The sequence below is a fragment of the Microbacterium testaceum StLB037 genome (assembly GCF_000202635.1).
Lineage (GTDB): Bacteria > Actinomycetota > Actinomycetes > Actinomycetales > Microbacteriaceae > Microbacterium > Microbacterium testaceum_F.
This window is the reverse complement of record NC_015125.1, coordinates 1,605,592-1,631,659: the sequence shown is the minus strand read 5'-3', so window position 1 is coordinate 1,631,659 and position 26,068 is coordinate 1,605,592. Positions and strand designations below refer to the sequence as shown.

The 26,068-nt window shown below is 68.8% G+C and carries 18 protein-coding genes; 7 read left to right on the top strand and 11 right to left on the bottom strand.

Annotation, left to right across the window (positions count from 1 at the left end):
• Positions 1–157: 157 nt before the first annotated feature.
• From MTES_RS07470 to MTES_RS07460, 3 genes are all read right to left on the bottom strand, one after another.
• Entirely contained in the window at positions 158–1,708 is a 1,551-nt protein-coding gene (locus tag MTES_RS07470) for an aldehyde dehydrogenase family protein (protein WP_013584619.1), read from the bottom strand.
• A gap of 437 nt (positions 1,709–2,145) precedes the next feature.
• Positions 2,146–2,670, bottom strand: a complete 525-nt coding sequence (locus MTES_RS07465) for a hypothetical protein (protein WP_013584618.1) — start codon at positions 2,668–2,670, stop codon at positions 2,146–2,148.
• 72 nt (positions 2,671–2,742) lie between these two features.
• Positions 2,743–4,032, bottom strand: a complete 1,290-nt coding sequence (locus tag MTES_RS07460) for a GAF domain-containing protein (RefSeq protein WP_043361168.1) — start codon at positions 4,030–4,032, stop codon at positions 2,743–2,745.
• Between the two features lie 291 nt (positions 4,033–4,323).
• On the opposite strand from MTES_RS07460, the gene MTES_RS07455 reads away from it, so the two are divergent.
• The 3 genes from MTES_RS07455 to MTES_RS07445 all read left to right on the top strand — a co-directional run bounded on the left by MTES_RS07455 (position 4,324) and on the right by MTES_RS07445 (position 7,102).
• Complete coding sequence (locus MTES_RS07455; protein ID WP_013584616.1) at positions 4,324–5,358, top strand: NAD(P)-dependent alcohol dehydrogenase; 1,035 nt, start codon at positions 4,324–4,326, stop codon at positions 5,356–5,358.
• Between the two features lie 299 nt (positions 5,359–5,657).
• Entirely contained in the window at positions 5,658–6,014 is a 357-nt protein-coding gene (locus MTES_RS07450) for a PadR family transcriptional regulator (RefSeq protein WP_013584615.1), read from the top strand.
• On the top strand, positions 6,011–7,102 hold the full coding sequence (locus MTES_RS07445) for a hypothetical protein (RefSeq protein WP_013584614.1): 1,092 nt from the start codon (positions 6,011–6,013) through the stop codon (positions 7,100–7,102). Before MTES_RS07450 ends, MTES_RS07445 begins: the two co-directional genes overlap by 4 nt.
• Before the next feature lie 126 nt (positions 7,103–7,228).
• Here MTES_RS07445 and MTES_RS07440 read toward each other — a convergent pair whose 3' ends face one another.
• A complete protein-coding gene (locus tag MTES_RS07440) occupies positions 7,229–8,668 on the bottom strand; it encodes a CCA tRNA nucleotidyltransferase (protein ID WP_013584613.1) in 1,440 nt (479 codons plus the stop codon).
• An 88-nt stretch (positions 8,669–8,756) separates the two neighbouring features.
• A complete protein-coding gene (locus MTES_RS07435) occupies positions 8,757–10,271 on the bottom strand; it encodes a DUF7059 domain-containing protein (RefSeq protein WP_013584612.1) in 1,515 nt (504 codons plus the stop codon).
• A 101-nt stretch (positions 10,272–10,372) separates the two neighbouring features.
• Between MTES_RS07435 and MTES_RS07430 the strand changes: the two genes are divergently transcribed.
• The 4 genes from MTES_RS07430 (at position 10,373) to trxA (ending at position 15,639) form a co-directional block, all read left to right on the top strand.
• Positions 10,373–12,577, top strand: coding sequence for a DUF6049 family protein (locus tag MTES_RS07430; protein ID WP_050901770.1), 2,205 nt, complete (start codon positions 10,373–10,375; stop codon positions 12,575–12,577).
• Complete coding sequence (murJ, locus tag MTES_RS07425) at positions 12,574–14,193, top strand: murein biosynthesis integral membrane protein MurJ (RefSeq protein ID WP_013584610.1); 1,620 nt, start codon at positions 12,574–12,576, stop codon at positions 14,191–14,193. Before MTES_RS07430 ends, murJ begins: the two co-directional genes overlap by 4 nt.
• 74 nt (positions 14,194–14,267) lie before the next feature.
• On the top strand, positions 14,268–15,254 hold the full coding sequence (gene trxB, locus MTES_RS07420; protein ID WP_013584609.1) for a thioredoxin-disulfide reductase: 987 nt from the start codon (positions 14,268–14,270) through the stop codon (positions 15,252–15,254).
• 61 nt (positions 15,255–15,315) lie between these two features.
• Positions 15,316–15,639: a thioredoxin gene (gene trxA, locus MTES_RS07415; protein ID WP_013584608.1), complete on the top strand. Its 324-nt coding sequence runs from the start codon at positions 15,316–15,318 to the stop codon at positions 15,637–15,639.
• A gap of 366 nt (positions 15,640–16,005) precedes the next feature.
• Here trxA and MTES_RS07410 read toward each other — a convergent pair whose 3' ends face one another.
• From MTES_RS07410 to yidC, 6 genes are all read right to left on the bottom strand, one after another.
• On the bottom strand, positions 16,006–16,353 hold the full coding sequence (locus tag MTES_RS07410; RefSeq protein WP_013584607.1) for a hypothetical protein: 348 nt from the start codon (positions 16,351–16,353) through the stop codon (positions 16,006–16,008).
• 42 nt (positions 16,354–16,395) lie between these two features.
• On the bottom strand, positions 16,396–17,367 hold the full coding sequence (locus tag MTES_RS07405) for a ParB/RepB/Spo0J family partition protein (RefSeq protein WP_013584606.1): 972 nt from the start codon (positions 17,365–17,367) through the stop codon (positions 16,396–16,398).
• Positions 17,367–18,284: a ParA family protein gene (locus tag MTES_RS07400; protein WP_013584605.1), complete on the bottom strand. Its 918-nt coding sequence runs from the start codon at positions 18,282–18,284 to the stop codon at positions 17,367–17,369. The genes MTES_RS07405 and MTES_RS07400 overlap by 1 nt, the downstream gene beginning before the upstream one ends.
• Positions 18,285–23,838: 5,554 nt before the next feature.
• Complete coding sequence (rsmG, locus tag MTES_RS07395) at positions 23,839–24,468, bottom strand: 16S rRNA (guanine(527)-N(7))-methyltransferase RsmG (RefSeq protein ID WP_013584603.1); 630 nt, start codon at positions 24,466–24,468, stop codon at positions 23,839–23,841.
• A 9-nt stretch (positions 24,469–24,477) separates the two neighbouring features.
• Positions 24,478–24,981: a protein jag gene (locus MTES_RS07390; RefSeq protein ID WP_013584602.1), complete on the bottom strand. Its 504-nt coding sequence runs from the start codon at positions 24,979–24,981 to the stop codon at positions 24,478–24,480.
• A gap of 16 nt (positions 24,982–24,997) precedes the next feature.
• The gene (yidC, locus tag MTES_RS07385; RefSeq protein WP_148272946.1) at positions 24,998–26,029 is read right to left on the bottom strand and encodes a membrane protein insertase YidC; all 1,032 of its coding nucleotides are present in this window, start codon (positions 26,027–26,029) and stop codon (positions 24,998–25,000) included.
• Positions 26,030–26,068 lie beyond the last annotated feature (39 nt).

Below are 26,068 nucleotides of genomic sequence, written 5' to 3'. Positions count from 1 at the left end.
CCATAAGTGGGACGAGAGGCCGCGCGGCAGCCTCGGCCCGGCCGAGGCGAGTTGCGGCACCGAAGCGGCACCGACCGGGCGGTGCGACCCCCGGGCGCGAACCCGGGGGTCACGTCACGAGAGCCGAGGCCACCCGCCGCGGCCCCGGCTCCGCCGATCAGAAGAAGCCCATAACCCCGTCGGCATACGACACCAGCAGGTTCTTCGTCTGCTGGTAGTGATCGAGCATCTTGAGATGGTTCTCGCGGCCGATGCCCGACTGCTTGTACCCGCCGAACGCCGCGTGCGCGGGGTACTGGTGGTACGTGTTCGTCCAGACGCGTCCGGCCTCAATCGCCCGGCCCGCGCGGTACGCCGTGTCGCCGCTCCGGCTCCACACGCCGGCGCCGAGACCGTAAAGCGTGTCGTTGGCGATCGAGATGGCGTCGTCGAAGTCGTCGAACGACGTGACCGAGAGGACGGGCCCGAAGATCTCCTCCTGGAAGATGCGCATGTCGTTCGTGCCCTCGAACACGGTCGGCGCGACGTAGTAGCCGCCCGACAGGTCTCCGCCGAGGTCGACGCGCTCGCCGCCCGTGAGCAGCTTCGCTCCGCCCTGCTTGCCGATGTCGATGTACGACAGGATCTTCTCGAGCTGGTCGTTCGAGGCCTGTGCGCCGATCATCGTCTCGGGGTCGAGCGGGTTCCCCTGGCGCACCTTCTTCACGCGCTCGAGACCATCACCGAGGAACTGATCGTAAATCGACCGCTGGATGAGCGACCGCGAGGGGCACGTGCACACCTCGCCCTGGTTGAGCGCGAACATCGTGAAACCCTCGAGCGCCTTGTCGTAGTAAGCGTCGTCGCTGCGGAGCGCCACGTCCTCGAAGAACACGTTCGGGCTCTTGCCGCCGAGCTCGAGCGTCACGGGGATGAGGTTCTGCGACGCGTACTGCATGATCAGACGCCCGGTCGTGGTCTCTCCGGTGAAGGCGATCTTGCGGATGCGCTTGTGCTGCGCGAGCGGCGCCCCCGCCTCGATGCCGAAGCCGTTGACGATGTTGACGACGCCCGCCGGAAGCAGGTCGCCGATGATGTCGAACAGGAAGAGCAGGGATGCCGGGGTCTGCTCCGCGGGCTTGATCACGACGCAGTTGCCGGCGGCGAGCGCCGGGGCGAGCTTCCATGCCGCCATGAGAATGGGGAAGTTCCACGGGATGATCTGCCCGACCACACCGAGCGGCTCGTTGAAGTGGTAGGCCACGGTGTTCTCGTCGAGCTGGCTGAGCGAGCCTTCCTGCGCCCGCAGCACGCCCGCGAAGTAGCGGAAGTGGTCGACGGTCAGCGGAATGTCGGCGGCGAGCGTCTCGCGGACGGGCTTGCCGTTCTCCCACGTCTCGGCGACCGCGATCTTCTCGAGGTTCTCCTCGATCCGGTCGGCGATCTTGTTCAGGATGACGCTGCGCTCAGCGGGCGTGGTCTTCTTCCACGTCGCGAACGCCTTCCAGCCGGCATCCACTGCCCGGTCGATGTCGTGCGCGTCGCCGCGACCGACCTCGCAGAACGGCTTACCGGTGACGGGGGTGATGTTTTCGAAGTACTCGCCGCTGTGCGGTTCAACCCATTCGCCACCGATGTAGTGCCCGTACCGCTCGCGGTACTGGGCGACGGCCCCGCGCGTTCCGGGGGCGGCGTAGACGCTCGAGACGCCTTCTTCGACGATGGTCATGCGTGTCTCCTTCGACGGTCATGAGTCGCCGCGCAGGCTCCGGGCGGCGATGCGCCGACGCTACGCCGGGGGAGGTTGCATCGGGTTGCACGGGGTGGGCGGCGGCGCACGACGCCCGAGATCACACGTCCCGCGCGAGATCCCTCGCAATTTCGCTCGAAATACGTGCCATCTCGGCACGAAGGTGTGATCTCGGCGAACGACGCGCCGCTCGGCGCACAGCGCGACCACCCGGCGCACAGCGCGACCACCCGGCGCACAGCGCGACCATCCGGCGCATAGCGCGGCCATCCGGCGCATGGCGCGGCCACCCGGCGCATGGCACGACCACCCGGCGCACAGCGCAGCGCCGCCGCGCCCGGGGCGCAACCCCGACTCAGCGCAGGAACGACGGATGCCACGACCCCGAGGCCGTGGCATCCGTTCCGCGCGTGCCGTCAGGCGTCGGCGTCGGCCAGCACCGAGCGCAGCGGCGGGACGTTCACCTCGTGCAGGTCGACGTCGTCGAGACGCTCGATGCTGATGACGCGAGGGGCGATCGTGCGATCGTCGGCGACGATCCAGCTGCCGACGAGGAGGAAGCGGTCGTTGCCGGCGGTGATCGGACCGGTCAGCGCGAAAGTCTGGTTCGTGGGCGTGGAGAACGTCACGCGAACGGGGGTTCCGTGGGGGAGTGTCGACGGATCGACCACGTCGGCCCCGAGAGCCGGTTCGGGCGACTCGATGCCCACGTCGATCCGCTGGATCTCGGAGCTCGTGCCCAGGATGATGTCACCGACGAGAGGCTGACCGCCCACGCCGATGCGCACGGTGCCCTCGATCGCATACAGCCCGTACCGCGGCGAACGGACGATGACCCGAGCGACGTCGCCCGCCTTCACCTCGGCGAGAGCCTCGCGAATGCGCCCCACGTCGCGTCGAGCGCGAGCTGCCGAGAAGATGTCGAGCGCCTTTTCGTCCATATGTTCAGCGTAACGAGGGCCTCCGACATCGGGCACCCCTCCGGCGCGTCGCGAGCGCCCTCGCGTGCGACCTCACGCGCTGTCGAGTCGCTCCAGCCGTGCGACGAGCCCCGCCCGCTTCGGCGATCGGGCCGGGAGCATCGCGAGGCACAGCCGCAGCACGTCCTCGTCGTCGCGCGCATCCGCGGTCTCTGCGTACGCGAGCAGCACATCGACGCCCGCCTCGGCGAGGAGCGCCTCCCGCAGCGCCGAGCGCACCGACTCGCGCGCCTCGACGACGCCCGGAGCATCCGACTCGGGGAGCACGGGCCCCGCGTACGCGGCGAGCGCCACCCGGTGCGCCCCGCGATCCAGCAGAGACAGCACGTGCTGGGCGTCGGTCTCCAGTGCGTCGGGCAGCCGATACGGTCGGGATGCCGGGACCAGGCGAGGTGCAACGGGGGCGAGCACGCGCCGCAGACGGACCATCTCGGGCCGGAGCGTCTCGACCGCTGCGTGGCCGTAGACCGCCTCGCTCAGGGCCTCGGCCGACAGTCCCTCGCGATGGACGGCGAGCAGGAGCAGGATCTCGGCGTGTCGGGCACTGAGCTCGAGCGTCTCCCCACCGACCTCCAGCATCGCCCGGTCGCGGCCGAGGATGCGCAGGAGCGCACGCGACGGCGCGGATCTCTTCGGCGGTGGCGCCTGCTGCGCCCGCAGCCGCGCGACGAGGATCTCGCTCTCGATCGCCCGGGCCGTGGCATCCACCAGCAACTGCGCTTGCGGGGTCACCGCCTCGGGCCCTCCCGTGACGTCGATCACACCGATCAGGCGCCGCGACTCCGGGTCGTGCACGGGCGCCGCGGTGCACGACCACGGCTGCACGAGTCGATTGAAATGCTCGGCACCGCGGATCTGCACCGACTGATCCAGCGTCAGAGCTGTTCCGGGGGCCGAAGTGCCGACGGCATCCTCCGCCCAGTTGGCGCCCGCGACGAAGCCCATGTCGCCCGTCAGCGCGCGGATGTGCCGGTCGCCCTCGACCCACAGCAGGCGGCCCGCCGCGTCGCCCACCGCCACGACGACCCCCGACTCCTCGGCCGTTCCGGGGAGCAGGAGAGCGCGAACCATGTCCATCACCCCGGCGAGCGGGTGCGCGCGGCGGTACGCCTCGAGCTCGTCGCTCGCGAGGTCGAGAGAGGGGAGCCCTTCGGGTCCGACGAGGGACGCCAACGACCGGCGCCACGACTCCTGCACAAGCGGCCGCACGTCGTTCAGGCGCCGATCTTCCTCGTTTCCGGCGAGAAGCTCCTCGTGCGCTCGCGCGATCAGCAGCCCCGAGGTCTCGGGGGAGATCGGCGGTCGCGACCACGGAGAAGGCACGGGACTCCCATCGGCGGTGACGGTGGTCTTCGCCAGTCTAGGTCGGGCGTCGCTCTCGCGGGAGGGCGGTACCGTCACGCCCTGGCTGCCCGAGTCGTCGTCGAAGCCCTCGCACTCGGGCCCGACCGCTGCACGACGGCGCCCCGACGGACCGCGACCGCGGGCGGAGACGCCCGCCCGCCACCGCACCCGGTTGAGAACCGTTCCCGATCCCCCGAAAACGCCGTCAACCCCCGCGCCCGCGAAGCGACGGACCACGCACGGTGGAGGGGAACGAAAGGAAGGGATGCCATGAAGGCAGTGCAGTATCGCGAGATCGGCAAGGGCCCCGAGGTCGTCGACATCGAGGAGCCTCACGCGGGCCCGGGCCAGGTGCGTCTCAAGGTGACGGCGGCGGGTCTGTGCCACTCCGACTGGTTCGTGATGGACCTCCCCGAGGAGCAGTACACGTACGGGCTCCCCCTCACGCTCGGCCACGAGGGGGCCGGCGTCGTCGATGAGCTCGGCGAAGGCGTCAAGGGCGTGAACATCGGCGAGGCCTACGCCATCTACGGACCGTGGGGATGCGGGCGCTGCCACGCCTGCGCGAAAGGGGCGGAGAACTACTGCCCGCACGCGGCGGAGATGGGCATCACCCCTCCCGGCCTCGGCAGCCCGGGCGCCATGGCCGAGTACGTGATCGTCGACGATCCGCGCCACCTCGCGCCCCTCGGCGACCTCGACCCCGTCGAGACCGTCTCTCTCACCGACGCGGGCCTCACGCCGTACCACGCGATCGTCTCGGCGAAAGAGAAGCTGTACCCCGGTGCCACCGCTGTGGTGATCGGCGTGGGAGGTCTCGGACACGTCGGCGTCCAGATCCTGCGCGCGATCTCGCAGGCCACCGTCATCGCGGTCGACCTCGGCGAGGACAAGCTCGCGCTCGCTCGCGAGGTCGGCGCGCACCACACCGTGACCTCCGACGAGCACGCCGCCGCGCGCATCCGTGAGTTGACGGGCGGACTCGGAGCCGCAGCGGTCTTCGACTTCGTCGGCGTCCAGCCCACCATCGATCTCGCCCGAGAGGTCGCCGGGATCGACAGCTTCATCCACATCGTCGGAATCGGAGGCGGCATCCTCCCCGCCGGCTTCTTCTCCACACCCATGGGTGCGGCCGTGCGCGCGCCGTACTGGGGTACGCGCAGCGAGCTCATCGAGGTCCTCGATCTCGCGCGCAGCGGCGCCGTCGGCGTCCACGTCGAGCGGTACGGCTTCGACGGAGCGGTGGAGGCGTACGAGAAGCTCCACGCGGGCAAGGTGCGCGGGCGCGCGGTCGTCGTTCCCTGATCGTCGCCTCGAGGGGGTGGCATCCATTCGTCGGGATGGATGCCACCCCCTCGGCCTTCCTCCCGCACCGCCGTCGCGTCCGCAGGGCGCTGGGGCACCGGACCCTTCGACAAGCTCAGGGACCTCCGCGCACAGCACGCGGGGGTCCCGGAACCTTCGACAAGCGCAGGGACCTCCGAGCGCAGGTGGCTGAGCTCGTCGAAGCCACCGGGAGCCGCGACGCGCGACACGCCTTCGCACCGCGCACTACTGCGCACTGCGTGGTACTGTCCGAGGCAGAGAAGCGAAGGGAGCCGCGTGTGGATACGACGCAGCTGTTGAAGGGGGTGCTGGATGCCGCCGTGTTGGCGGTCGTGCAGCACGACGACGGGTACGGCTACGACATCGTGCGGCGCCTGCGCGAGGCGGGACTCGGCGAAGTGGGGGACGCCTCGGTGTACGGCACGCTGCGACGCCTGTACTCCGCGGGGGCGCTGTCGAGTTACGTCGTGCCATCCGAGGGGGGACCGCACCGCAAGTACTACGCGATCAACCCGCAGGGCAAAGAGCTGCTCGACGCCCAGCGCGAGAGCTGGACCCACTTCTCCACCGCCATGACCACCCTCCTCGACGACACGACCCCCACGAAGCTGCGCACGATCGGAGACGCCCGATGATCACCACACCCGTGCACGACGACATCCGTGCCTTCGCCGCGGCGGTCCGCCGACACCTCGACGACCTGCCCGTCGACGACGTCGACGATCTGCTCGACGGTCTCGAAGCCGACCTCTCGGATCAGGCCGCCGAGGCCGGTGACACCTTCACGCTTCCGGATGCCGCGACCTACGCCGCCGAACTCCGCGCGGCCGCGGGGCTCCCGGAGCGCAGCGACATGCCCGCGGCCGCGCGGGTACCGATCCGGCGGCGCATCGCCGACCTCCGGAAGTCGATCGACACGCAGATCCGGCGGAACCCCGCGGCCGAATGGTTGCTCGAGTTCGCGGCATCCCTCCGTCCGATCTGGTGGGTGCTCCGCGCGGTGGTGCTGTACCTCTTCATCGCGCCGCTCTTCTGGTCCGGGTACGGCTCGATGTCGGGCACCGTCGCGTACCTGGTCGGGGCGACGCAGTTCCCCGGCATGGTGCTCATGGCAGCCCTGCTGCTGCTGAGCGTGCAGTGGGGCCGCGGCCGGTGGGCGCCCACCTCGATCACGCGCGGGATCCGCACCGCCGTGACCGTGGTGACCCTGGTGCTGACCCCGTTCACTCTCGTGAGCATCGCCGGCAGCGTGCAGTCGCTCGTCTGGGACTCGTCGTACAACGATCACGCCGCGGCATCCATCACTCCGGGGCTTTCACTGGACGGGCAGCGCATCCGCAACATCTACGCCTTCGGATCCGACGGCAACGCCATTCCGATGGTGCAGCTCTTCGATCAGGACGGCAGGCCGCTCACAACCATCGGCAGCGACAACGGCTCGGCCCCCTTCGACAACTACTTCTACGGCGGAGGGGGACCCGTGCCGGTGCCCTACACGGCACCGGGGGCCGCGGATGCGTGGAACATCTACCCGCTGCGCGAGATCCCGGCCGGCGTGATGAGTTGGGATGAGGTGGAAGACGTCGCGAAAGCGAAGACGCCGACCTTCCCCTTCCTGCGCGTCCAGCCGGTGCCGACGGGCGCGGTGCCGAGCACCGAAGCCTCTCCGAACGCCACGCCGCAACCGACCCCGACGCCGGTGCAGGAAACGGTGGCGCCATGAGCGACGAGCCGCGCATCGTGAGCATCGACCTCACCCACCTCGTCATCGCGGCGCTGGAACAGTCCCGCGACGACGAAGACTAGGCACCCGAAACTCGGGGCGTGATTCGGCGAAAGGGGGCCCGAATCACGCCCCGTTCGTCGTTCGCGCCGCCCACCACTCCCGCAGACGTCGCTCGGCCTCTTCTTCGCCGACCACGCCCTCGTCGAGCCGCAGGTCGAGGAGGAAGCGATACGCTTCGCCGACCTCGCGACCGGGAGCGATCCCCAGGACCTCCTGGATGCGGTTCCCGTCGAGCTCGGGCCGGATCGCGTCGATCTCCTCCTGCTCGCGCAGCGTCGCGATGCGGGATTCGATGTCGTCATAGGCGGATGCCAAGCGCTGGGCCTTGCGCTTGTTCCGCGTGGTCACGTCGGCCCGCGTGAGGATGTGCAGGCGCTCGAGCTCGTCGCCCGCGTCGCGGACGTAACGCCGGACCGCGGCATCCGTCCACGCCCCCTCGGCGTAGCCGAAGAAGCGCAGGTGCAGCTCGATCAGGCGAGAGACCACCGTGGTGGTCGCCGCGTCGAAGCGCAGGGCCTGCAGGCGCTTGCGCGCCATCCGCGCGCCCTTGATGTCGTGGTGGTGGAACGTGACGCCGCCGCCCGGCTCGAGACGCCGGGTGGCGGGCTTACCGATGTCGTGCAGCAGCGCCGCGAGGCGGAGGGGCACGTCGGGCGCGGCATCCGGAGTCCGCTGCTTCTCGAGCGCGATCGCCTGCCGCAGCACCGTGAGCGAGTGCTCGTAGACGTCCTTGTGGTGGTGGTGCTCGTCGACCTCGAGCCGCAGCGCGGGAACCTCGGGGAGGAACTCGTCGATCAGCCGTGTCTCGACGAGGACCCGGATGCCACGCACCGGATCATCCGTCTGGAGAAGCCGCACCAGCTCCGACTGAACGCGCTCGGGACTGACGATCTGCAGGGTCTGACGCAGCTCGGCGATCGCATCGAGCGTGTCGGGGTCGATGTCGAACTCGAGCTGCGAGGCGAAACGCGCCCCGCGCAGCATGCGCAGCGGATCGTCGCCGAAGCTGACGGCCGGGTCGATCGGGGTCCGCAGGCGGCCGGCGATCAGGTCTTCGACGCCGCCGGTGGGGTCGACGAGCGTTCGCGCGGGGACGCGCAGGGCCATCGCGTTGACGGTGAAGTCCCGGCGGGTGAGGTCGGCCTCGAGAGTGTCCCCGAACTCGACGGTGGGCTTGCGCGTGACACCGTCGTAGCTGTCGGCGCGGTAGGTCGTGATCTCGACCTGCTCACCGTGGACGCGCGCACCGATCGTGCCGAAGTCCCGACCCACATCCCACTGGACCGACGAGACCGGCTTCACGAGCGCGAGGATCTCGTCGGGGCGAGCGTCGGTGGTGAAGTCGAAGTCGTGCGTGAGGCGCCCGAGCAGAGCATCGCGCACCGGACCGCCGACGATCGCGAGATCGCGCCCCGCGTCGGCGAAAACGCGGGCCAAGGTGGCGACCACGGGGTGCGCGGCGAGCTCTTCGAGGCGCGCGAGACCCTCGGCCATGTTCAGCATGCATCGAGCCTATCCGGGGCCACTGACAGCGCGCCGGAAGGGCGCCGGCCCCTCGTCGAGGGTCCCGGGCCCATGCCCGCCGCGGCGACTATGCGTCGAGGAAGCGCAAGAAGCCCGTCACGATGAGCTCGCGGACGCGGGGGAGGAGGTCCGCCCGCAGGTCATCGGCATCCACCTCGAGAAGCTCGGCGATCGCACCGATCAGCGGTCCGACGGGCAGATCACCGTCGCAGGCTCCGACGAGAGCGGCGAGCGCGGGGTCGACCTCGATCGTGCGGCCGAACCCGCCGCCCTGGCGCAGTTCGATCACCGACGGGGATTCTTCGCCGGGGCGGTGGTGTCGGGCTTCGGTGACGTCGGACGACACGCCGAGGGTCGCGGCCACCAGCCCGTCGTCGTCGAGGAGAGCGGCGCGATCATGCTCCTCGAGGCATGCGGCCAGGTGCGGACCGAATGCCGCCTCGCCGCCGCCCGCGACGCGCTCGTAACGCTCCAGAGTGGGAGCCCCGGCCAGCGGCCGCCGCAGCAGGACGTACCCGAAGCCGACCCCCGTGACCCCGCGCCGCTCGAAGTCCTCGAGCCACGCGTCGATCAGGCGGGCGTAAGCGGGAGTTCCGGGCACCGTTCCGCCGTCGCGTACCCACAGCTCGGCGTACGCGAGCGGATCCAGCACCTCGCGTTCGATCACCCACGCGTCCAGGGCGGGGTCCACCCACCCCTTCACCCGGTCCAGTCCGCTCTCACCGTCGCGATACTCCCAGTTGCCGAGGGACTGCGCCACCCCGCCCGGGGCGAGGTGCGCCCCCACCCCACGGATGACCGAGGCCACGAGCGCGTCCCCCTCGAGCCCGCCGTCGCGATACTCGTAGGCCGGCACGCCGGCCACCCGCGGGGTGATGACGAACGGGGGATTGGATGCCACCCGCTCGAACGTCTCCCCCGCGACGGGGTCGAAGAGCGAGCCGTGCCGCGTCTCGATCCCGTCGACGTCGTTCAGAAGGGCGTTCAAGCGGGTGAAACGCAGCGCCCGCTCCGAGATGTCCGTCGCGACGACCCGGGGTACCAAGCGACGCAGTCGGAGTGCCTGGATGCCGCACCCCGTGCCGATGTCGAGAGCCGAGGCGGCACGCCACGTGAGCTGCAGGCGTGCGAGCGTCTGCGAAGCCCCGCCGACGCCCAGCACGTGGTCTTCGGGAAGGGGTCCCCCCAGCGCCGCCTCGTCGAGGTCGCTGGCGATCCACCACTCCTCCTCACCGTCGGCGTCGGCGATCGCCTGCGGGCGTACGAGGACGGCGGGCGTCACGGTGTCGCCCTCGCTCGTGGCCAGGCCGAGCGCGACCACCCCGGAGATACCGACAGCGGGTAGAGCGGCGGCGAGGTCGTCACGGGGCACCGGGCGACCGAGCCCCCACAGGCGCCCGAGGACCGCGAGCGGATCCCGCCGGTCGCCCAGCGCCCGGATCGCCGGGTCCAGCAGGCCACGGGCGATGGCGTCGTCGGCTTGAGGGCCCCAGGCGGATCGCAGTGCCGCGCTGCCGTAGCCCGCCGCCCTCAGGTCATCGGCGAGCAGGTGACACAGCGTCGGATCGGGTTCGGGGAGCACCGCTCCATTCAACCGTCTCCGCGAGGCTATCGGGGGGCTCCGAGGTGCGCGGCCATAGACTCGTCGCGGTGCGAGGCCCCCTCGTTTCCACCGACGCTCGTATGACCGTGACCTCCCAGCCCTCTGGCTCACCCGTGCTGCGGCGCCCTCTCACGCGCCGGCTGCTGGCGACCCTCGCCGCAAGCGTCCTGGCGTTCGGTCTGGCCGCCCCGGCCGCGGCCGTCGCCGACCCGACGCCCACACCGTCGTCTTCCCCGGCAGCCGCGAACCCCGTCCTCTCCACGGCGCCCTCGGCCAACGGCATCCTCCGATCCGGAGACGCCCTCACCGCCACGGCGTCCCGCGCGAACCCCACCGGCAACAATCCCCTGCCCGCGGCATCCGTCACCCTCTCGATCGGCGCGCAGGCCCTCGCCGACGACGCCGCCCTCACGCGGTGGCTGGACGGCGACGCGTCGGGCGTGACGCTTCAGCAGGTCGCGGTCGGGACCCTGGATGCCACCCCCGCCGGCGCGCAGTCGACGGCGGCGTTCAGCGTGCCCGCGACCGACCCCGCGGTGGCCGGTCGAGCGGCCGGCGTCTACCCGCTCCTCGCCCGCACCGACGACGGACTCTCCGCCCTCAGCGTCGTCGTGGTCGTCGCCGACGGCGCGGCGCCCACTCCTCTCGGAATCGTGGTCCCCGTCACCGCCGCCCCGATGACGCGGGGCCTCCTGACGGCCAACGAGCTCGCCGACCTCACGGCGGTCGACGGCCCCCTCTCCGCCCAGCTCGACGCCGTCGACGGCACCCCGGCGACGCTCGCCGTCGATCCGGCGATTCCGGCGGCGATCCGCGCTCTCGGCTCTTCCGCACCGCCCACGGCCGTCGCGTGGCTGCAGCGCCTCCTGTCCCTGCCCAACGAGCGCTTCGCCCTGCAGTTCGGCGACGCCGACCTGGCGTCTCAATTGCGGTCCGGACTCGCGACGCCCCTCACCCCGACCTCGCTCGATTCGTACATGACCGCGAGCGACTTCGCGCAGCCGCCCGCGATCGCGAGCCCCTCACCGAACCCGTCCCCGACAGCCGGGCAGCCCACCCTGCCCGATATGAAGAGCCTCCTCGATATCGGCGCGGCCACCTCGTCGGTGTACTGGCCCGCGTCCGGCTCCGCGGGCGCGGACACGGTGGCGGCTCTCGGCGCCCTGGGCACGGCCGACGCCCCGGCGCGGGTCCTCGTCCCCTCGAGCACCGTCGCGGGCGCGGGGGAGTCCGTGCCCGCGAACGCGAGCGTCGGGGGAGTGTCGACGCCCGTGTACGACAGCGAGGTCTCGGCGGCCCTCACCCGCGCAGCCGGGGAGAACGACACGACCCGCCGCGGATCCGACCTCGCCTCGGCTCTCGGCTACCTCACGTTCGCTCGGACGGCGAGCGCCGACCGACCGATCCTCGCGGTCCTCGACCGCGGCACGGACCGCTCGCGCGGGAGCCTGCGCGCCACCATGACGGCCGTCACGACCGCCCCGGGTTTCAGCGGAACGACCCTCGACGCGATCGCGGGGCAGCCGGCATCCGAGATCTCCCTCGTCGACGCCTCGGTCGACACCGCGCGCGTCGACGACGTGAGCAACCTCACCGCCGACGAGCAGGTCATCGACCGTTTCGCGACGATCCTCGACCAACCGGAACTCCTCACCGGCCGCGAGCGCGCCGAGGTCCTGCAGGTCTTGAGCGTGTCGTGGACCGGGGATGCCGCCCGCACGGCCGTCTCCGACCACCGGGCCGCGACGCAGACGACCCTGAACTCCGTCGGCATCCTGTCGTCCGATTTCCGGCTCGTCAGCTCGAGCGCTCCGCTGCGGCCGTGGGTGCGCAACGACCTGCCCTGGCCGGTCTCCGTCGTGCTCGCGGTGCGACCCGACGACGCGCGGCTGAGGGTGCAGGATCGCACCCCGGTAGAGGCTCAGGCCTCGGCCAACACGCGCGTCGAGGTCCCCGTCGAAGCGCGACTGGCCAACGGCGAGGTCAGCGTCGGGCTTCAGCTCTACAGCCCCACCGGTGAGCCGGTCGGCGAGCCGCAGGTCGTCGACGTCGAGGTGCGCGCCGAGTGGGAGAGCATAGGCCTCGTCGTGGTCATCGCGCTCGTGATCGTGTTCCTGAGCGTGGGTGTCATCCGTACTCTGGCCCGCCGACGGCGCGTGGCCTCCGGCGCCGAGGAGCCGGAATCGCTCGCCGAGAACGAACCGGCCGACGGCCGCGCACCCGCCGAAGGCGATGACGTCGCACACGAGCCCGCCGCCACCATCCCCGAGGAGAACCGCCCGTGAGCAGTATCGGACGGGCCAGCGTGCTCATCGGGGCGGGTACCGTCGTCTCCCGCCTCAGCGGTCTCCTCCGCCAGGTCGTTCTGGTCGCGATCGTCGGATCCGTGCAGAGCTACGCGGGCGACGCGTTCGGTCTGGCCAACTCGCTGCCGAACGCCATCTACGCGATCATCTCGACGGGCGTGCTGACCGCGGTGATCGTGCCGCAGATCGTCAAAGCGGCTTCCCACTCCGACGGCGGCCGCGCGTTCATCTCGAAGCTCTTCACGCTCGGCACGGTCATCCTGCTCATCGCCACGGCCCTGGCGATGATCGCCGCTCCGTGGATCGTGGGGCTCTACACACCCGCGACGGCGGCTCCCGAACAGATCGCCCTCGCCACGGCTTTCGCGTACTGGTGCCTCCCGCAGATCTTCTTCTACGGTCTGTACTCGCTGCTCGGCGAGGTCCTGAACGCCCGGAAGGTCTTCGGACCGTACACCTGGGCTCCGATCGTGAACAACGTCGTCTCTCTCATCGGCTTCGGCGTGTTCCTGCTGATCTTCGGCGGCCCGAACACCGCTGTCGATCAGTGGACACCCGCCATGATCGCGCTCCTCGGGGGAGTCGCGACCGGCGGCATCGTGCTGCAGACCATCGTCCTGCTCGTGTTCTGGCGGCGCGCGGGACTGCAGTTGCGCCCCGACTTCCAGTGGCGCGGTGTGGGCCTTAGACACATCGGGCGGCTGGCCGGGTGGACATTCCTCATGGTGATCATCGGTCAGCTCGCCGGAATCGTGCAGAGCCGGGTGCTCTTCGAGGCATCCGGAAACGGTCCTGCCGTCCTCGCCTCGCAGAACGCGTGGCTGGTCTTCATGCTCCCGTACTCCCTGATCGTGCTGTCGATCGGCACCCCGTACTTCACGCAGCTGAGCGAGCACGCGGCGGCCGGCCGCGACGACCGCGTGCGCGACGACATCATCCGCAGCATCCGAGTGCTCGGCCTCTTCATCGTCGCCGCCACCGCGGCGCTCATCGCGGCGTCCGTACCCGCTTCGCGCATCTTCACGAACGACTCGCGTGAGGCCGTCGCCGCGGCCCCCGTCCTCCTGTGCTTCCTGGTGTGCCTCCTGCCGCTGGCGGTGCTGTTCGTCATTCAGCGCACGTTCTACGCCTACAACGACACGCGTACCCCGTTCTTCTTCACGCTCGTCCAGGGCATCCTCGTCGCGCTGACCGCTCTCGGCGCGGGCTGGGCTCTGGATGCCGGACTCCTCCCGATCACCGAGCTCGCGGCCGCGGTCGCCCTGGGCCAATCCCTGTCGAGCCTCGTGCAGGTGATCATCGCCACCGCGATCCTCAACCGTCGTCTCGGCGGGATCGGCATCCGCGAGTGGCTCCTGCCCCTGGGCCGCTTCGTCCTGGTCGGGATCCCGGCCGGAGCAGCGGGTTGGGGCGTCGTCCTGCTCTGCGGCGGCCCCGAGGGGTGGCTCTCCGCCGATCGCCTGACCGGTGTCCTCGGGTCGGCGCTCGTCGGGGGAAGCGTCCTCGCCGTCTATATCGGCATCCTGGCTCTGTTCCGCACTCCCGAACTCGCCCCGGCGCTCGCGCTCGGTCGGCGGTTCCTCCCCAAGCGCTAGCCCCCCCGGTCGCGGAATACCCCGCGGCTACCATGGGTTTCATCCGACGGTATCTACGAGAGGAAGGCGCAATCGTGCGTCACGTCATCATCATCGGGTCGGGTCCTGCCGGCTACACGGCCGCTATCTACGCCGCCCGAGCCAACCTCGAGCCCCTCGTCGTCGCGAGCTCCGTCGAAGCCGGCGGCGACCTCATGAACACGACCGAGGTCGAGAACTTCCCCGGGTTCCCGGAAGGCATCCAGGGCCCCGACCTCATGGCCAAGATGCAGGCCCAGGCCGAGCGTTTCGGCGCCCAGGTGCTGTACGACGACGTCGTCTCGCTCGAGCTGGACGGCCCCGTCAAGAAGGTCACGCTGGGCAGTGGCAAGGTCGAAGAAGCCGTCTCGGTCATCTACGCCACCGGCTCCGCCTACCGCAAGCTCGGCCTCGAGGGCGAGGACCGCCTCTCGGGTCACGGCGTCTCGTGGTGTGCCACGTGCGACGGATTCTTCTTCCGCGACCGCACGATCGCCGTCGTGGGCGGCGGTGACTCCGCGATGGAGGAGGCCAACTTCCTCACCAAGTTCGCGTCGAAGGTGTACATCATCCACCGCAAGGACACGCTCCGCGCCTCCAAGATCATGCAGGAGCGCGCGTTCGCGAACCCGAAGATCGAGTTCATCTGGAACAGCGCCGTCGACGAGATCCTCGGCGACGAAGCGGTCAGCGGTGTGCGTCTGCGCTCCACGGTCGACGACACCACGCGCGAGCTGCCGCTCGACGGACTGTTCGTCGCCATCGGAAACGACCCGCGCACCCACCTCGTCCACGACAAGCTGCAGCTCACCGACCAGGGCACGATCTGGGTCGACGGCCGCTCGTCGCGCACGTCGGTCGAGGGCGTCTTCGCCGCCGGCGATGTGATCGACCCCACCTACCGTCAGGCGATCACCGCCGCCGGCAGTGGCACCGTGGCGGCCCTCGACGTCGAGCACTTCCTCGCGGCGCGTGGCGAAGCCGGCGAACCCGCCGTCGCCGACAGCCTCATCGAGGGTCTCCCCGACGCGGCTGTGGTCTGAGGAACAAACTGACGCCCACCGGCGTTTCCCCTATCGACGCTCTCATTAAGGAGAAAAGCACATGACCGCCAAGGCGACGACCTCCGCGACCTTCGAGCAGGACGTCCTGCAGGCCGACGGACCCGTTCTCGTGGACTTCTGGGCTGAGTGGTGTGGACCGTGTCGCATGGTCGCCCCCGTGCTCGACGAGATCCAGTCCGAGAACGCGGACAAGATCACCGTTCTCAAGCTCAACGTGGACGAGAACCCCGACCTCGCGATGAAGTACCAGATCACCTCCATCCCCGCGATGAAGGTCTTCCAGGGTGGCGAGGTCAAGACGACCATCATCGGCGCGAAGCCGAAGTACGCGCTCGAGCAGGACCTCGCGCCGTTCATCGGCTGAGTCCCCTCTCTCACGCATCGAATCCCCGGCGCCTCGGCGTCGGGGATTCGTCGTTTCCGGGTGGGCTCTCGACTCGTCCCGAGGCGAAGGGATGCCGCCCCTCCGCGCCCGAGGAACGCGACCCCTGCGCGGCGGATAGACAGAGCTGCACCCGGCGGGCTCCTGGCTTGTCACCGTGTGCAAGGAGCGGTGTCTGACCGCTAGCGGTGTGTGGTGCCGGCGTGCGGCCCCGGCCGTGGCTCGTCGTGCAGGGGCGCGGTCCGTGCCGGGGCTCGTCGTGCGGGGGTGTAGGGCCGTACAGGGTGCGGGCCGGGCCGGTGGCCCACGCGCCCTTCTCCCCGCCGTCCGATCCGGCGCGTAAGGCGCTCAGGACGCGTCGAGGCGCACGCTGGCATCCCAGCGACGGTGAGGCTCTTCCTCACCCAGAATGCGCCACACAGCGCGTGTGAGCGGGGGATAGTCCAAAGCGATCTGACGGAGCACGCGATAGTTGCGCGCACGGTTGGGCCGCTGCCCACCGTTCTCGGCGATGTTGTCGGCGCGGAGGATCAGGACGACGAGTTCGTCCACGCTCGGCAGGTCTTCCATGAAGTCCCAGGGGTCTTCGCCGCCGCGCAGGCGCTCGTGGATCAGCACCGCCAGTTCATCGGATGCCTCTGCCCGCAGCAGTTCCAGACTCGCCCGCCGGGGCGGGTCTTGTTCGTTCGCGGTCACTCATCCAGGGTACGCGGGACCAACGACACCGGGGCCTCGACGTCAGCCTGTGTAGCCTTCTTCGCCCAGAGCGGAGAGGATGCGATTCAGGTCCTGAATCGTGGCGAAATCGATGCTGATCTGGCCTTTTTTAGCCGTCAACGATACGCGGACCTTGGTGTCGAGGCGGTCGCCCAGACGCTCGGCGACATCGTCGAGGCCAGAGCGGCGCGAGCCGGCCTTGGGTTTCTGACGCGCGGGGGAGACCCCGGGCATCTTGGCCGCGGCCTCCGCCGCGCGGACCGAGAGATCCTCGTTGACGATCTTGTCCGCGAGCTTCTGCATCTCTTTCGGGTCTTCGAGAGAGAGGATGGCGCGTGCGTGGCCCGCGCTCAGGACGCCGGCAGCGACGCGCTGCTGTACCGGCACGGGCAGCTTCAGAAGGCGGATGGTGTTGCTGATCTGAGGTCGGGAGCGTCCGATCCGCGTCGCAAGCTCCTCCTGGGTGATACCGAAATCCTCGAGGAGCTGCTGGTAAGCCGACGCCTCCTCAAGAGGGTTGAGCTGCGAACGGTGGAGGTTCTCGAGGAGAGCGTCGCGCAGGAGGTACTCGTCGTCCGTCTCGCGAACGACGGCGGGGATGGACTCGAGACCGGCCTCACGCGATGCGCGCGTGCGACGCTCGCCCATGATGAGCTCGTAGGTGCCATCACCCTTGTCGCGAACGACCACCGGCTGCAGAACACCGAACTCGCGCACGGAGTGCACCAGCTCCGCCAAGTCCTCGGGGTCGAAGTGTGTACGGGGCTGCCGAGGGTTCGGGACGATCGACTTCGGGTCGATGTGGACAAGGCGAGCACCCGGAACCGACACGAGATCGTCTGCGGGGGGCGTGGCACCCGTATCCGACTCCGCTGCGACCGGTGCCTTCGTCGGGGCACCAGGGAAGAACACGTCGACCGGACGCGCTTCGGACGCTTCAGCCGTGGGGATCAGGGCGCCGATACCGCGCCCGAGTCCGGTCCTCTTTGCCATCAGGAGCCCTTCGTCGTGGTGTCGCGGTTGACGATCTCGACCGCTGCCTCGCGGTAGGCAATGGCGCCCGCTGACTGGCCATCGTACGCGATCACGGTCTGGCCGAAGCTCGGTGCCTCAGAAACACGCACGGAGCGCGGGATCACCGTATTCAGTACTTCGTCGGTGAAGTGCGAGCGAACTTCGTCGGCGACCTGCTGCGCGAGACGCGTACGCCCGTCATACATCGTGAGAAGAATGGTGGAGACATGGAGCGTCGGGTTCAGGTGCTTCTGGATCATCTGCACGCTTCCCAGGAGCTGACTCAGACCCTCCAGCGCGTAGTACTCGCACTGGATGGGAATGAGAACCTCGTCGGCTGCGGTGAAGGCGTTGATCGTGAGGAGGCCCAGCGACGGGGGACAGTCGATGATGACGAAGTCGAGATGGTTACCCTCGATGGCGAGGTAGTCGCGTAGTGCACCGCGAAGCCGGTGCTCACGGGCGACTTGCGACACGAGTTCGATCTCAGCTCCCGCGAGGTGGATCGTGCTCGGCGCGCAGAGGAGGTCGGAGGATTCCGGGCTCGTCTGCACGATGTCCGCGAGGGGCACTTCGTTGATCAGGACGTCGTAGATGCTCGCCGTTTCCGCGTTGTGCGCGACACCGAGAGCGGTGGATGCATTGCCCTGCGGGTCGAGATCGATCACCAGAACGCGCGCGCCGACAGAGGCCAGCGCGGCGGCGATGTTCACGGCCGTCGTGGTCTTACCAACGCCGCCCTTCTGATTCGAAACGGTGAAGACCCGCGTTCGCCCAGATAGTTCGACCTTCACGGCTTCAAGCGCACGGCGTCGCGCGGAGAGGTCAGCGATCTCGCGCGCGATAGGGGAGTCGAAGAACGAGGATGACGATGGCGTCTCGTCGGACTGTTTCACGTGAAACGTTCTCCCTTGCCGTCGCCGAACTCGCCCAGTCTACCCGCGAGGTGGCGCGGACGTCCGACGCGTATGCCCTGTGGGGAGGGTAGGTGAGGGGAGGGTAGGTGAGGTGAGAATGCGCTACCCGATTGCGTGCTTCACCATCGCCGAGCCCGTGACGCCTCGCTCGTTGACGTCGCGCCGCAGGAGCGCGAGCCTGTCTCGTTCGACGGCCGGGGCGAGCCGTGGGATCGATTCTGAACTCATTGGAGGAATGCAACTCGGAACGCTCCTTCGTCGATCTGAACCTGAGGGGGGTTGGCCGCAGCCGGGCATCCCCGCATCCCCGCATCCCCGCACCGCCGCACCGCCGCACCGCCGCACCGCCGCACCGCCGCACCGCCGCACCGCCGCGGCAGCGGTCTACCGTGGTGCTGCTCCGGCTCCATTGATGGGAACGACGTACTGGATGGCGGCGATCGGGACACGCTGACCCACCCTCCGCGGAGCCATTCCCGTCGTGTGGATGTGTCGATGCGTTCTGGCTCGCGTCCGGATCATCATCGCGCCATCTCGTTGCGCCTCTTCGACGCTCCTGATCCGGTCCACCTTCGGCCCCTGCATGTCAGCGAACGAGCGGTCGGTCGCGCGATGCCGTGACGTGCCCGCTCCCGATCAGAACACCACCAGGGCCGCCCACAGTCGTTCCTACCTGCCCCGCGCTCGGCACATCTCTCTTCCGTTTCACGTGAAACATGTCCTGCTCGCTCACCCTCCGCTTTCCGTCACCAGACGGTGTTCCTTGGGCCCAGAGCGCCGTAGAGCTAGATGCGACCATTTGGGGCGGGGCACCCACGCTTGGTCCAAAGCCGGCACTACCCCAAGCGACACCCGTGTCCGAGTAGGCCGGTGCGTCGAGGATCTCTTGAGACCCCCGCGGACACTCCCCTCAGTCCACACCACGACTAGTGGACTCGACGACGCCGAGCGCACCGTGTCACCCCACCTCGCGCTCGGGTGAGGCGCCGCGGGTCAACGCCAGACCATTGCACGGAGACCGCGACGGCTAACTCGCGACGAGAGAGCGCCTGGCGGGCGGGTGCGCATTCCAAACGTGGGAGTGTGCAGCGGATCGCATGGAGCCACGGTTTCGGCACTCGGATGAGCCAGGCTCACACCCCGATGTTTCACGTGAAACGCCGGAGTCCGTTCCGTGCACGGCCAAGCCATCCCTGTCGATTGAGGCGGCCAGCGACGTTCTGCACTGTAGGGCAACCGAGCGAAAGGCTCACCGCGGCGTGATCATCATCAATTGGGTCAATATCCAATGTGCCATCGCAGGCGTGATCTCAGCGAAGTGCGATCGGCGCACTGGCCTCGCGCGCCCCAAGCCTCGGGTGCAGAATGTGTCGTCTATTCACCGAGCCAGTTCCGGCGTCCGGCATTCACACAAACGTTGCTGTCCCGTCCGCCGTGGGGCGGTGCTCGGCTCCCGTGCGAAGCGGGGTGTTTCTCCTCCACGCCACGTGGCGTCGCGACAGGGCACGTGCCGCGTCCAGGGCACACAGCCACGCGGACCCTGCGTCCTGAAGAAGCCGCACCCGTGGGGTTTCACGTGAAACACGGGCGCCCTGCCCATTCACAACCTGATCACTGCATCTGGTCCTGACAGCACCCCGGGAGCCTCCTTCTGGACCGCGGTGACCCGGTCCGAGTTGGGGCGGGCCTGTGCAAGGTGCCCCACCGCCTTGCCGCAACCTCATCGCAAGAACCGTCGAGCGTCGGTGCCAGATTCACGGCATCGCGGGGATGCTGACCGGATTCCGCGCGTCACGTCGAGAAGCGGTTTCGCTCAGGAGCCCCTGCACTACGTGATGTCGCGAGACAGCAGCCGACACGCCACACGTGCAGGCCGCACCCGCGTTGAGACGCGGAAGGGAGCCCAATACCGGGTCCAGCAAGACAAAGCTCGAAGGAGTCGCGCCAATGGGGGCGTCTTCGGAACTCATCTCCACGCCTCACACGCGTCGTAGCGGCGTCGCGAGCCGAGGAGGTCGGCCCGTGAGCCCGCCATCTCTGTCCACCTCGCTATGTCGGCCCCATCTTGCGATACCGGCCCACATCTCTCGGCGGCGCGGGTGTTCGTCGCACCGTCGACGCGGCCACGGCCGCAGAAGGCCCAGGGCCGGACTCGGTGCGGGCGGCCGCTGTCACGACAGCGCCCCACAGCGGAGCGCCGCGAGAGCGACAGCTGTCACGATAGACCCTCACAGCAGGGCGCGACGCGAGCCGCCCCTGTCACAACAGCGCCCCACAGCGGAGCGCCGCGAGAGCGACAGCTGTCACGATAGACCCTCACAGCAGGGCGCGACGCGAGCCGCCCCTGTCACAACAGCGCCCCACAGCGGAGCGCCGCGAGAGCGACAGCTGTCACGATAGACCCTCACAGCAGGGCGCGACGCGAGCCGCCACTGTCACAACAGCGCCCCACAGCGGAGCGCGACGCGAGCGATAGCTGTCACGGTAGACCCTCACAGCGGAGCGTGGCGCGAGCGGCCGTTGTCGCCGTAGCGGGCCAGCGCGGAAGACGCGGGGGGAGTTGGGCGCTGGCAGAATTGTGGGCCCGACCACCACCACCACACTCCGGAGAGCGCGCGAGGCGGCCCAGACCACCTCCCAATCGATGGCTGCGGTGACGCTCCGTACACGCGGAGAGCACTCCCCGGGCCACGCGGCGAAGCTGCAACAGTGCCGACTCTCATGACCGCCCGCGGATCGGCTCAGGGATGTAGGCGGCTGCGATGTTCAGCCCGCGGCTTCTTCCGACACCCGGACACTCGGCATGTTTCACGTCAAACACTTGGCCAGCGCAACACCCTCCCTCCGTCTTGCACGCGGCAACATGGCAGCGGGGGAGGGGCAGGGCAGATCGACAGCTCACCATCGTGGCCGCGGCGCACCCGCCGCCGCCGGCATCTGACCGCGTGATCGGTGCCTGTAGGCACATTTGACACTTTGCCGCAGACCTCGCGCGGCTCCCGTGTCCCCGTAAGGGGTGTGTGCGGGGACGCAGGATGCCCGACTTTGTGCTTCCCCATGGCGTCGGCGTGACGTACGCGGTGCCTGCGGACAGGTTCCTCGGCTCACGCAACCCCACGGTGTAGTTCCGTCCAATCCGCGGCCCAGCTGGACTGACGCCGAGGCAACGCGGCCCCGACACCCTCGATCCGCAACCGCCAGCTGCGTCCAGCGCCCTGGTGAGTTCCTAGCCGGGAGACCCGCCTGTCACACCCCATCTACGAACGTCTCCGTCTTGGGTGGATCGGGAGCACACACGGATATCAGCACGACCGTGTGCATTCCGAGTGAGCGAGAATTGGCCCGCAGCCAGCTCCAGGCTCGGAGTCGCGCACACCGACGCGAATGTGCTCCGGTCACTGCGGCACTCGAGACGGCAGAGACCGCTGCGATGCCACCTATGGCGATGCCGCCGGACCCGCACGACAACAGGCGCGAACCACACCGCCTCGAAGAAGAATCTCGGCGTACATGGCGCTCGCTCGTGGCTCCACAGTGATCGCTCACACCGGACGGCTGCCACGAAACACACCACACCGCGTGAAACTAGTGCCACAACTCGCCGGGGGTTGGCACCTCGGCGCGGCAACGTCCTTCGGCGGTCCGACGGATCCGACGCTCCGCTCGTCGGAAACCCATCTCGGTATACCACCGCGCTGTGAGGCACCCGCGTGCGCTCGCCTAAGCCCAGGTCAGGTTCAGCAAGTGGCGCCAGGCGAGATCGGAATCAGGTACAGAACGACGGCAGCGCCGGAACTGCACGCGAGGTCCACGCCGTGAGGTCGTGCCAGAACCTGCAATCGGGGCGTGGTCACTCACTCGAGCCGCCCGAGCGCCCGACTCAACATGCGAACCATTTGCATCACACGAGGGATGTTTCACGTGAAACTCCGAATGATCACGACACGCAATCCACCGCCAAGCCCCGGGGACGCCCTCCCGCAGCGGACGAAGACGTTCACCAACACCTGCATCATCCGCATCCTATGAGCTGTGGAACCAGGCGGGGGAGTGTTGGTTCGAAGCCGGCCAGCCTCCGCGGCGAAGCAGCAGTGACACGAGATAGCGCTGCTCACAGTGGAACAGCGACGTCTCCTCAAGCCGCCTCACGACGTCGGGAACACCGTCAACAGGAGCGCGGGCGATGTACCCGACCACAGCGGATCGTATGATCCCGTCCGCTGGGGAGCCCTCACCGGAACTTGGTTGAGCTCCGCCATCTGAGCGTCGCGACGAAGTCCGCACGAATCACCTGTCAGACACCAGCGTCCGACACACATCCCGAATAGGTCTCACGCTCACGGCCTTCGGATCGAGGCGTCGATCCTCGCCGCCGCGCGGAGGGTCCGCTCACGTGAAGAATCGCACTCGGACAGCATTGCAGTTCTCGCTCGCCCGGATGCCCGCGCAACGAGCTGAGCGAGTACCCCCTTTGGACGCGCCTCACCCAGCCCATTCCGTCATGGCGGCGGATACCCCCCTCGAGAGCACCCAACCACCCCTGACGCTCCGCACCCACCGAGCCAGCTCCGACAAAGGCCCGACTCCGGCGGACGGACGTCGTCACCGAGGGCGCCGAGACTCGCCGACGTCACCGCAGCCATTCCGCGACACGTGCACACCACCGGCCTTTCGCAGGCTCACGCACCCGAAGTTCATCTCGGCGCCGCATCATCGTCCGACCTGAAATGAAGGATCAGCAATACGCCGCCTGCTGCAACGTGCCAAGCCACGGGGGCACCCGAGCACCCCGAAGGCCAGCTCGAGCGGCGGCCGAGGAGACCTCCCAACCGCACGTCACGCCACGTCCGCCTGGCAGCTCGTTTCACGTGAAACGCCGGCCCTCCCGGCTCGTCTTCGAAAAGCCTGCGATGGTGTCCCACGTCGACCCGTGCGCACGGCACCCCCCACATCCGCACCGCCCTCGTCGTCCATCAGGTCAATCTCCTCGACGACGATGACCTCGCGGTCCGCTACGCCCGGGGCGACGCCAGCGTTCCACGGCAGGAAGATGCTCGCGCATTCAGAACGCCGACAGAGCCGTTCCCACACTCGGCATCAACGCGCGGATGCCGATAAGGACTTCATTTTACAACCAGTTAAGTAAAGGCCCGCGACTCGCACTGCCCCGAATCCTGGCCCTGCCACAGCGAGGGCGATCTGACTCCTCTCGCCCTCCGTCGGAGTTCGCAACGAACGGACCCAAGCCGTCGGATCGATGCGATCTTCCCGAGCTGGGATCACATCACGGGAGCGGACACTCACATCCACACGGCACGCAGGGACACACCCTCCCGTGAGGTCCGTCGCTGACGGGCTGTCGCCACCCCAGCTTCCGGCCTGACGCCCGCCACCCCGTCGACGCGCATCCCTCGCGGCGCGGACTGGGCAGGCGAGGTCTCCGCACCGGCAACGACGCGTGACGCCCGACGGCCCACGTGGCCCGTCATCGATGAGGGGCAGTGTCTTCTAAGACGGACGACGCGACGCGCGGTCAGCGCGAAACGGTCGCCACGAACACGCGCGTCGGTTCGTCCAACTGCCGCTCGCCGACGACCTCTACACGAACGTCCGTCAATCCGAAGCGACGCACCTGCTTCGCCGCGGCGTCGATCTCTGCCGCGACGTTCGCTCCCTTGAGGAGAACGAGCCTGCCTCCCGGGCGCACGAGCGGTGCGGTCGAAGGCAACAGGGTGCGCAGAGCACTGACGGCGCGAGCGGTGACGACATCGAAGGAACGTCCGCCGGTCCACTCCTCACCGCGCATCCGCGCGACCGTCACATTCGTGAGGCCGAGGCTCTCCGCCTGCTCCGTGAGCCAGACCGTTCGACGCTCCATGGGCTCGATGAGAGTCCACTGCACATCCGGCCGCGCGATCGCAAGGACGATACCGGGGAGTCCGGCACCTGAACCGATGTCCGCCGCCTGCCCCTCGAACAGGGGGGCGGCAACGGCACTGTTGAGGATGTGCCGCGTCCACAGACGCGGTACCTCGAGTGGGCCGATCAGCCCACGCTCCTCACCGTGGTCTGCCAGCGCCTGTGTGAAGCGCCGAGCGAGATCCAGACGATCGCCGAAGATCTCGGCGGCGACATCCGGCTCCGGCTCCAGCTCCATCGGCATCCGACGTCCTCAGCTGCGTCGCAGGACGGTGTGGCGATCCGCGCCCTCACCGAACGACTCGGACACGCAACCGCGCTCCGCGGCGATGTCGTGCACAAGCTTGCGCTCGTAGCTCGACATCGCGGGCAGAGACGCCTGCGATGCACCCTCGTCGAGGCGCTCGATCGCACGGTCGACCAGGTTCTCGAGCTGACGCTGACGCGCGTCGCGCGAACCGCCCACGTCGAGGATCAATCGGGAGAAACGACCGGTCGCGTTCTGCACGGCCAGCCGCGTGAGCTCCTGGAGCGCCTGGACCGTGTCCGAGTGCGACAGCGCCGACAGTGCGCTCGCGTCCTCCGCTTCCACCGACACGTAGGCGCGACCCGCGCGGACATCCAGGGCGAGGTCACCGTCGATGTCGGCGATGTCCAGCAGCCCCTCGAGGAAGTCGGCGGCGATGTCGCCCTCCTGCTCGAGCTGCTCTTCGGTGGCGGCGTTCTGGTCGGTCGAGATCTGCTCGGACGTCGTCATGATGGTCTCCGTGTCGTCAGGAGGAGGGATCGGATGCAGTGGAGCCGGGGGCCGGTCGCGCGGGGGAGCCCCCGGGCTTGCCGCCCTGCTGCTTCTTGGCGCGCTGCTTGCCGACCGGCTGCTGGCGCTTCGGCTGCGTGGCGCGGGCACGCTCCGCCTCTTCGAGCAGACGCTGCTGCTCGGCGCGGTACTTCTCGATGGGAACGACCTTGCCGCTGGAGTCGATCGCCTTCCCCTTGCGGGCCAGACGCTCTTCACGAGCCTTGGCGGCGTCCGAGCCCGGAGTCGGCATCTCACGGATGACGACGAACTGCTGGACCATCGTCCACAGGTTGCTGACGAACCAGTAGATGACCACACCGAGCGGGAAGAAGACACCCGAGAAGATGAAGGCCAGCGGAAGGATGTAGAGCATCACCTTCTGCATCTGGTAGGCCTGACCCGTCTTCGCCTCGGGGGAGAGGTTCTTCGAGATGATCTGCAGCTGCGTGAAGAACTGCGACGCGATCATGAGGACGACCAGCGTGAGCAGGATCGCCACGGTGACCTGACCGTCGGGCTGATTCCACGCGGTCACCAGGTTCACGTGCATGGATGCCACGTCGAACAGGCGTGCGTCGTAGAACTCGGTCGTGAGCTCCGGCGTGAGCAGACCCACACCACCGACACCACTCGCGGCGTGCTTCGAGACGTCGTTCAGCACGCTGAAGAGCGCGAAGAAGATCGGCATCTGCACCAGGAGCGGCAGGCAGCTCGAGACGGGCGTCGTACCGTGCTTCTTGTACAGCGCCATGGTCTCGCGGCTCATGGCCTCGCGAGACAGCTGGTCGCGCTTGCCCTTGTACTTCTCCTGCACCTTGCGCAGTTCCGGAGCGATCTCCATCATCTTGCGCTGGCTCTTGATCTGCTTCACGAAGAGCGGGATCAGGGCGGCTCGCACGATGAGAACGAGGCCCACGATCGACAGCACCCACGTGAGGCCGGCTGCCGGCGCCATGCCGAGCGCCGTGAAGAGCGCATGCCAGCCCACGAGGACGAGCTCGACCATCCATTTCAACGGCCAGAGGATGGTCCCAATGAGATCGAA

Excerpts from the sequence above, each read along its gene's own strand:
- MTES_RS07470 (WP_013584619.1), bottom strand. The coding sequence starts at position 1,708 with ATGACCATCGTCGAAGAAGGCGTCTCGAGCGTCTACGCCGCCCCCGGA.
- MTES_RS07465 (WP_013584618.1), bottom strand. The coding sequence starts at position 2,670 with ATGGACGAAAAGGCGCTCGACATCTTCTCGGCAGCTCGCGCTCGACGC.
- MTES_RS07455 (WP_013584616.1), top strand. The coding sequence starts at position 4,324 with ATGAAGGCAGTGCAGTATCGCGAGATCGGCAAGGGCCCCGAGGTCGTC.
- MTES_RS07445 (WP_013584614.1), top strand. The coding sequence starts at position 6,011 with ATGATCACCACACCCGTGCACGACGACATCCGTGCCTTCGCCGCGGCG.
- MTES_RS07440 (WP_013584613.1), bottom strand. The coding sequence starts at position 8,668 with ATGCTGAACATGGCCGAGGGTCTCGCGCGCCTCGAAGAGCTCGCCGCG.
- MTES_RS07430 (WP_050901770.1), top strand. The coding sequence starts at position 10,373 with ATGACCGTGACCTCCCAGCCCTCTGGCTCACCCGTGCTGCGGCGCCCT.
- trxA (WP_013584608.1), top strand. The coding sequence starts at position 15,316 with ATGACCGCCAAGGCGACGACCTCCGCGACCTTCGAGCAGGACGTCCTG.
- MTES_RS07405 (WP_013584606.1), bottom strand. The coding sequence starts at position 17,367 with ATGGCAAAGAGGACCGGACTCGGGCGCGGTATCGGCGCCCTGATCCCC.
- rsmG (WP_013584603.1), bottom strand. The coding sequence starts at position 24,468 with ATGCCGATGGAGCTGGAGCCGGAGCCGGATGTCGCCGCCGAGATCTTC.
- MTES_RS07390 (WP_013584602.1), bottom strand. The coding sequence starts at position 24,981 with ATGACGACGTCCGAGCAGATCTCGACCGACCAGAACGCCGCCACCGAA.
- yidC (WP_148272946.1), bottom strand. The coding sequence starts at position 26,029 with ATGGTCGAGCTCGTCCTCGTGGGCTGGCATGCGCTCTTCACGGCGCTC.